The 5544-nt window shown below is 69.6% G+C and carries 5 protein-coding genes; 3 read left to right on the top strand and 2 right to left on the bottom strand.

Annotated features, from left to right (window positions below):
* Nucleotide 1: 1 nt before the first annotated feature.
* Together ACFWGZ_RS06280 and ACFWGZ_RS06275 are read right to left on the bottom strand one after the other, a co-directional pair.
* Nucleotides 2-253 (bottom strand): acyl carrier protein, encoded by a 252-nt coding sequence (locus ACFWGZ_RS06280; protein ID WP_382450401.1) that lies wholly within the window; start codon nucleotides 251-253, stop codon nucleotides 2-4.
* Nucleotides 250-1935, bottom strand: a complete 1686-nt coding sequence (locus ACFWGZ_RS06275) for a fatty acyl-AMP ligase (RefSeq protein ID WP_382450400.1) — start codon at nucleotides 1933-1935, stop codon at nucleotides 250-252. The genes ACFWGZ_RS06280 and ACFWGZ_RS06275 overlap by 4 nt, the downstream gene beginning before the upstream one ends.
* Nucleotides 1936-2166: 231 nt before the next feature.
* Here ACFWGZ_RS06275 and ACFWGZ_RS06270 point away from each other — a divergent pair, with 231 nt between their 5' ends.
* From ACFWGZ_RS06270 to ACFWGZ_RS06260, 3 genes are read left to right on the top strand one after another with little or no spacing between them, the layout of a single operon-like run.
* Nucleotides 2167-3732: a tryptophan halogenase family protein gene (locus tag ACFWGZ_RS06270; RefSeq protein WP_382450399.1), complete on the top strand. Its 1566-nt coding sequence runs from the start codon at nucleotides 2167-2169 to the stop codon at nucleotides 3730-3732.
* A gap of 45 nt (nucleotides 3733-3777) precedes the next feature.
* Complete coding sequence (locus ACFWGZ_RS06265; RefSeq protein WP_382450398.1) at nucleotides 3778-5031, top strand: cation:proton antiporter; 1254 nt, start codon at nucleotides 3778-3780, stop codon at nucleotides 5029-5031.
* Nucleotides 5028-5513 carry a flavin reductase family protein gene (locus ACFWGZ_RS06260; RefSeq protein ID WP_382450397.1) on the top strand — a complete coding sequence of 162 codons (486 nt, stop codon included), beginning with the start codon at nucleotides 5028-5030 and terminating at the stop codon, nucleotides 5511-5513. Before ACFWGZ_RS06265 ends, ACFWGZ_RS06260 begins: the two co-directional genes overlap by 4 nt.
* The last annotated feature ends 31 nt before the right edge of the window (nucleotides 5514-5544 follow it).

Genomic DNA, 5544 nt, shown 5'->3' with positions numbered 1-5544 from the left:
CTCAGCCTGCGCTCTCGTCGGCGGTCCGGCCCAGCTCGGCGGTCAGGAAGCCGGCCAGGTCGTCGATGGTCGGGTGGTCCCAGGTGACGGCGGGGTCGACGACGATGCCCCACTCGTCCTCGATCGCGGCGGCGAGGCCGACCGCGTGCACCGAGTCCAGGCCGTACTCGGCGAGCAGCACGTCCGTGCGCACCACCGGCTGTCCCAGGTGGACCGAGACCTGCTCGGTCAGCCACTGCTCGACCTCGCTCATGACTGGTACTCCGCATCCAGGTCCGACTGCAGGAACAGCTCGCGCATCTGGGCGCGCATGACCTTGCCGCTGGTGGTGCGCCGGACCCCGCCGCGGCGCAGCAGCGCGAGCCCGCCGACCTGCACGCCGAACTCGCGGGCGACCGTCTGCTTCATCCGCTGCGCGAGGTCGCGCAGGTCGGCCGGGTCCTGGCGGCCCTGGACCTCGTGGGTGACGACGAGCTCGGTGTCGACGGTGAAGACCGCGCCGACGTTGCCCAGCTCCGGGTGCTGCGCGCGCAGCTCGTGCTCGATGTCCTGCGGGTAGAGGTTGCGGCCGCGGACGATCATCACGTCCTTGATGCGCCCGGTGATGTAGACGTCGCCGTCGTGCACCGTGCCGAGGTCGCCGGTGCGCAGGAAACCCCGGTCACCGCACGCCGTCTCGGCCAGGAAGGTGCGTTCGGTCGCCTCCGGCTTACGCCAGTAGCCGCGCGCGACGCTGGGGCCGCGCAGCCAGATCTCGCCGACCTTGCCCTCGGGCAGCACCGCGCGGGTGACGGGGTCGACGACGCGCACGTCGCTCAGCGGCGCGGCGCCGTTGCCGGCCAGCGCGCGTCCGGTGCCCGAGGGCACGAAATCGTTCTGCGCCAGCCGGTCCGGGTCGATCATCGTGATCATCGGCGGCCGCGAGCCGGTGCCGGAGACGAACACCGTCGACTCGGCGAGGCCGTAGCACGGGCACGCCGCCTCCGCGCGGAACCCCGACACCGCGAACCGCCGCGCGAACGCCTCGATCGTGGCGACGTGCACCGGCTCGGAGCCGTTCACCGCGTACCGCCAGCGGGACAGGTCGATCCCGGCGGCCTGCTCGTCGGTGACCCGGCGGACGCACAGGTCGTAGCCGAAGTTCGGTGCGGCGGACCAGCCGATGTCGTACCGGTCGATCATGGCGAGCCACTGGTGCGGCCGCTTGAGGAACGTCGTGGCGCTCATCAGGACGCAGGTCGTGCCGAGGAAGAGCGCCGGCAGCGTCTGCGCCATCAGGCCCATGTCGTGGTAGTGCGGTGCCCAGCCGCCGAACCGCGTGCCGACGGGGATCCGCAGCGCCGTGATCATGGTGTGCGCGTTGACGAGCAGGTTCCCGTGCGTCACCACGACGCCCTTGGGGTCACCGGTGGAGCCGGAGGTGTACTGCAGCAGCGCGATCGTGTCGTGGTCCGCCTCGGGCGCCGTCCACCGCGCCGCGTCGCCGAAGCCCGCCTCGTCGGTCGCGAGCACCGGCAGGTGACCGATGTTCTCGGCCTGGGCCCATTCGCGGACCGTGCCGGCGTTCGCGGTGTCGGTGAGCACGACGGAGACGTCCGCGTCGGCGGCGATCCCGCGCACCCGCCGGCGTTCGTGCGGGTAGCGGCCCGGCAGCGGCGCCGGCACCGCGACGACACCCGCGTAGAGGCAGCCGAGGAACGGGACGATGAACTCGACCGGCGGGTACAGCAGCAACGCGCGGGACCCCGGCGGGCAGAGCTCGCCCAGCCGCGCCGCGATCGCCCGCGCCCGCTGGTCGAGCTCCGCCCACGACAGCCGGCCGGTGGCCACCAGGTCGTCGCCGACCCAGATCAGCGCATCCTGTTCCGGCTGCGATTCCACGTGTTCCCGCAACAACTCGACGACATTGGCGCCGCGCGTCAGATCAATCATCATCCACCGATTCCCCTCATCACCCGACCGAGTGCGACGATTGCAGCGGCGTTTCCGCCCGTCAACCACACAAAAGGGCTCTCACCAGCCGTGATGCGGCGCGAGCAGGATGATTAGGCCCAGCCGAAATATCGCCGGTGGAGGTCATTTCACGACCGCTTAAGAGCGTGGTCGGCGCATTTGCCGACACCTACGCTGATCGGGCCAAACGTCGGTGAATTCCAGGGAGTCGGTATGCAGAACCGGAAAGTCGTCATCGTCGGAGGGGGCACCGCGGGCTGGATGACCGCGTCCTACCTCAGGACCGCGTTCGGCGCGGGCGTCGACATCACGCTGATCGAGTCGGACAAGGTCAACACCGTGGGTGTGGGCGAGGCGACCTTCAGCGACATCCGGCACTTCTTCCAGTTCCTCGGACTCGAGGAGCAGGACTGGATGCCGGCGTGCAACGCCACCTACAAGCTGGCCGTCAGATTCGAGAACTGGCGCAGGCCGGGGCACCACTTCTACCACCCGTTCGAGCAGATGAGGTCCGTCAACGGCTTCCCGCTCGCGGACTGGTGGCTGCAGAACGGGCCCACAGACCGGTTCGACCGCGACTGCTTCGTCATGGCGGCCCTGTGCGACGAGGAGCGCAACCCGCGCCACCTCGACGGCAGGCTCATCGGCCAGAGCTTCTCCGAGGACGCCGACGAGTTCGCCGGCCTCACGATGTCCGAGCACCAGGGCAAGACGCAGTTCCCGTACGCGTACCACTTCGAGGCGGCGCTGCTCGCCAAGTTCCTCACGAAGTTCGCGGTCGACCGGGGCGTCAAGCACCTGGTGGGCAACGTCGACGACGTGGTCCTGAACCAGCAGGGCGACATCGACCACGTGCTGACAGCCGAGCACGGCGCGTTGCACGGCGACCTGTTCATCGACTGCACGGGCTTCCGCGGCCTGCTCGTCAACAAGGCGCTGGAGGAGCCGTTCATCTCCTTCTCCGACGTGTTGCCCAACGACAGCGCGGTCGCCCTGCAGGTGCCGCAGGACATGGAGAAGCGCGGCATCCGCCCGTGCACCACGGCGACGGCGCAGGACGCCGGCTGGATCTGGACGATCCCGCTGTACGGCCGCATCGGCACCGGCTACGTCTACGCGCGCGACTACATCGAGCCGGAGCAGGCCGAACGGGTGCTGCGCGAGTTCGTCGGCCCTGCCGCCGCCGAGGTCGAGGCGAACCACATCCGGATGCGCATCGGCCGCACGCGCAACCCGTGGACCCGCAACTGCGTCGCGATCGGGCTGTCCAGCGGCTTCGTCGAGCCGCTCGAGTCGACCGGCATCTTCTTCATCCACCACGCCATCGAGCAGCTGGTGAAGTACTTCCCCGGCCCCGGCTGGCAGCCGACGATGCGCACGATGTTCAACGACGCCATCCGGCACGTCATGGAGGGCGTCCGCGAGTTCCTCGCACTGCACTACCTCGCCGCCGCCCGCGACGACACCCGGTACTGGCAGGACACGAAGACCCGCAAACTGCCCGACGGCCTCGCCGAACGGCTGGAGCGCTGGCAGGTCCAGCTCCCCGACAGCGAGAACGTCTTCCCGTACTACCACGGCCTTCCGCCCTACTCGTACATGTGCATCCTGCTCGGCATGGGCGGCATCGACCTCAAGCCGTCCTCAGCACTGGCGCTGGCCGACGACGCGTTGGCGCTCAAGGAGTTCCAGTACGTCCGCGACCGCGGCAGCGAGCTCGTCGAGGCGCTGCCGACCCAGTACGACTACTTCACGCACATGCGCCTGGGTGCGCGGTAGGCCGTCGTGGCGACAACCGTGCGCTCCGTTCCCCTGCGCGGAACGGTGACGATCGCACTCGGCTGCGCTGCCGCCGCCCTGCTCGTCTGGTCGCTCGGCGGCGGCGCGGGATCCACTGTGGACACCACGGGCAAGTTCATGCTCGCGGTGACGCTGGTGCTGCTGCTGAGCCAGCTCTGCGGCCGGGCCGTGCGGCTGCTGAAACAGCCACCCGTGGTGGGCGAGGTGCTCGGCGGCCTGCTGCTCGGGCCGTCCGTGCTCGGCCTGCTCGCACCCTCGGCGCAGCAGTGGCTCTTCCCCGCACCGGTGAAGTCGGCGATCCAGCTGACCGCGCAGCTCGGGCTGGTGGCGTTCATCTTCCTCCTGGGCTGGGAACAGGACGTGCGGGACCTGAGGTCGTCCGGCCGAGGAGCGGGCGTGGTCGCGCTGACGTGCCTGGTGATCCCGTTCGGCTCGGGCCTGCTGATCGGCGTGCCGCTGATGCCCGAACTGCCGAGCGCGTTCTTCCTGGCGCTGGCCCTCAGCATCACGGCGCTGCCGGTGCTGGCGCGGATCCTGCACGACGTGGGGATGGAGGGAACGCGCCTCGGCAAGATCGCGGTCAGCGCGGCGGTCCTGGACGACGCGGCGTGCTGGGCAGTCCTGGCGGCCATCCTCCCGTTCGCCGGCCACCACGCGCGCTCACCACTGCTCACCGTCGCGGCCGGAGCCGCCTTGGTGGCGGTGCTGGTGTTCCTGGTGCGTCCGTTCCTGGAAGTGGTGCTGCGCACGGCACCCCAGTCGGCGGTGCTGACCGCGGCGGTGGCGGGCGCGCTCGGCACGGCGACGATCACCGAGATGATGGGACTGCACTCGATCCTGGGCGCGTTCCTCTTCGGCCTGGTGATGCCGCGCCGTTCGGTGGACCAGGAGGCGACCACCCAGCGCATCAAGGGTTTCACGGTCGCCGTGCTGCTGCCGCTGTTCTTCGCCTACGTGGGCATGAACACGTCACTGCAGTCGGTCTCCGGCCACTGGGGCCTGCTACTCCTCGTCCTGCTGGCGGCAGTCGCGTCGAAGTTCGTCGGCGGCGCAGCAGGAGCACGACTGGCAGGCCTGAACCGCCGCGAGGCGACCGTACTCGGCGTGCTGATGAACTGCCGCGGCATCACCGAACTGGTGGTGGCGAACCTCGGACTCGGCCTGGGCTTGATCGACGGCGCGATGTTCGCGATCCTCGTGGTCGTGGCGCTGCTGACCACGGCCATGACCACACCGGCGCTGACCCTGCTGCGCAGACGGGAGGAGGTGTTCACATGACCCAGGTAGTCGACACGGTCGACCAGCGACAACTGCGCACCGCACTGGGCCACTTCGCCACGGGCATAGCCGTGGTGACGACCGTCGCCGACGGCGAACCCATCGGCATGACGGTGAACTCGCTGTGCTCGGTGTCGCTCTCCCCACCGATCCTGCTCTTCTGCGTGGGACACCGCTCCCAGCTCCACCCGGTGTTCACAGCAGCACAGCACTTCGCAGTACACGTCCTGGCATCGGGCCAGGAGCAGGTGTGCAGCCAGTTCGCCCGCCCAGGCCGCTCACGTTTCGGCGACCTGCCGTGGCAACCAGGACACACCGGCTCCCCACTGCTGCCGAACTCGTTGGTGACACTGGAATGCGCGGCCGAACGCGTGATCACGGCCGGCGACCACGACATCGTGCTCATGTCCGTCCAGCACCTGCACCCGCTGTGCGGCGACACCCCGCTGCTGTTCTTCGCGGGCGACGTGCGCGACCTCTGACGGGCCGGAGCGGGCCGAGACCACCTCGGCC

It is taken from the genome of Lentzea sp. NPDC060358 (assembly GCF_042725365.1).
Taxonomy (GTDB): Bacteria; Actinomycetota; Actinomycetes; order Mycobacteriales; family Pseudonocardiaceae; genus Lentzea.
The sequence above is the reverse complement of the archived record's forward strand: the minus strand, read 5'-3'. Positions and strand labels throughout refer to the sequence as shown.

Coding starts and splice junctions, on each gene's coding strand:
- ACFWGZ_RS06270 (WP_382450399.1), top strand. CDS start 2,167: ATGCAGAACCGGAAAGTCGTCATCGTCGGAGGGGGCACCGCGGGCTGG.
- ACFWGZ_RS06280 (WP_382450401.1), bottom strand. CDS start 253: ATGAGCGAGGTCGAGCAGTGGCTGACCGAGCAGGTCTCGGTCCACCTG.
- ACFWGZ_RS06260 (WP_382450397.1), top strand. CDS start 5,028: ATGACCCAGGTAGTCGACACGGTCGACCAGCGACAACTGCGCACCGCA.
- ACFWGZ_RS06275 (WP_382450400.1), bottom strand. CDS start 1,935: ATGATGATTGATCTGACGCGCGGCGCCAATGTCGTCGAGTTGTTGCGG.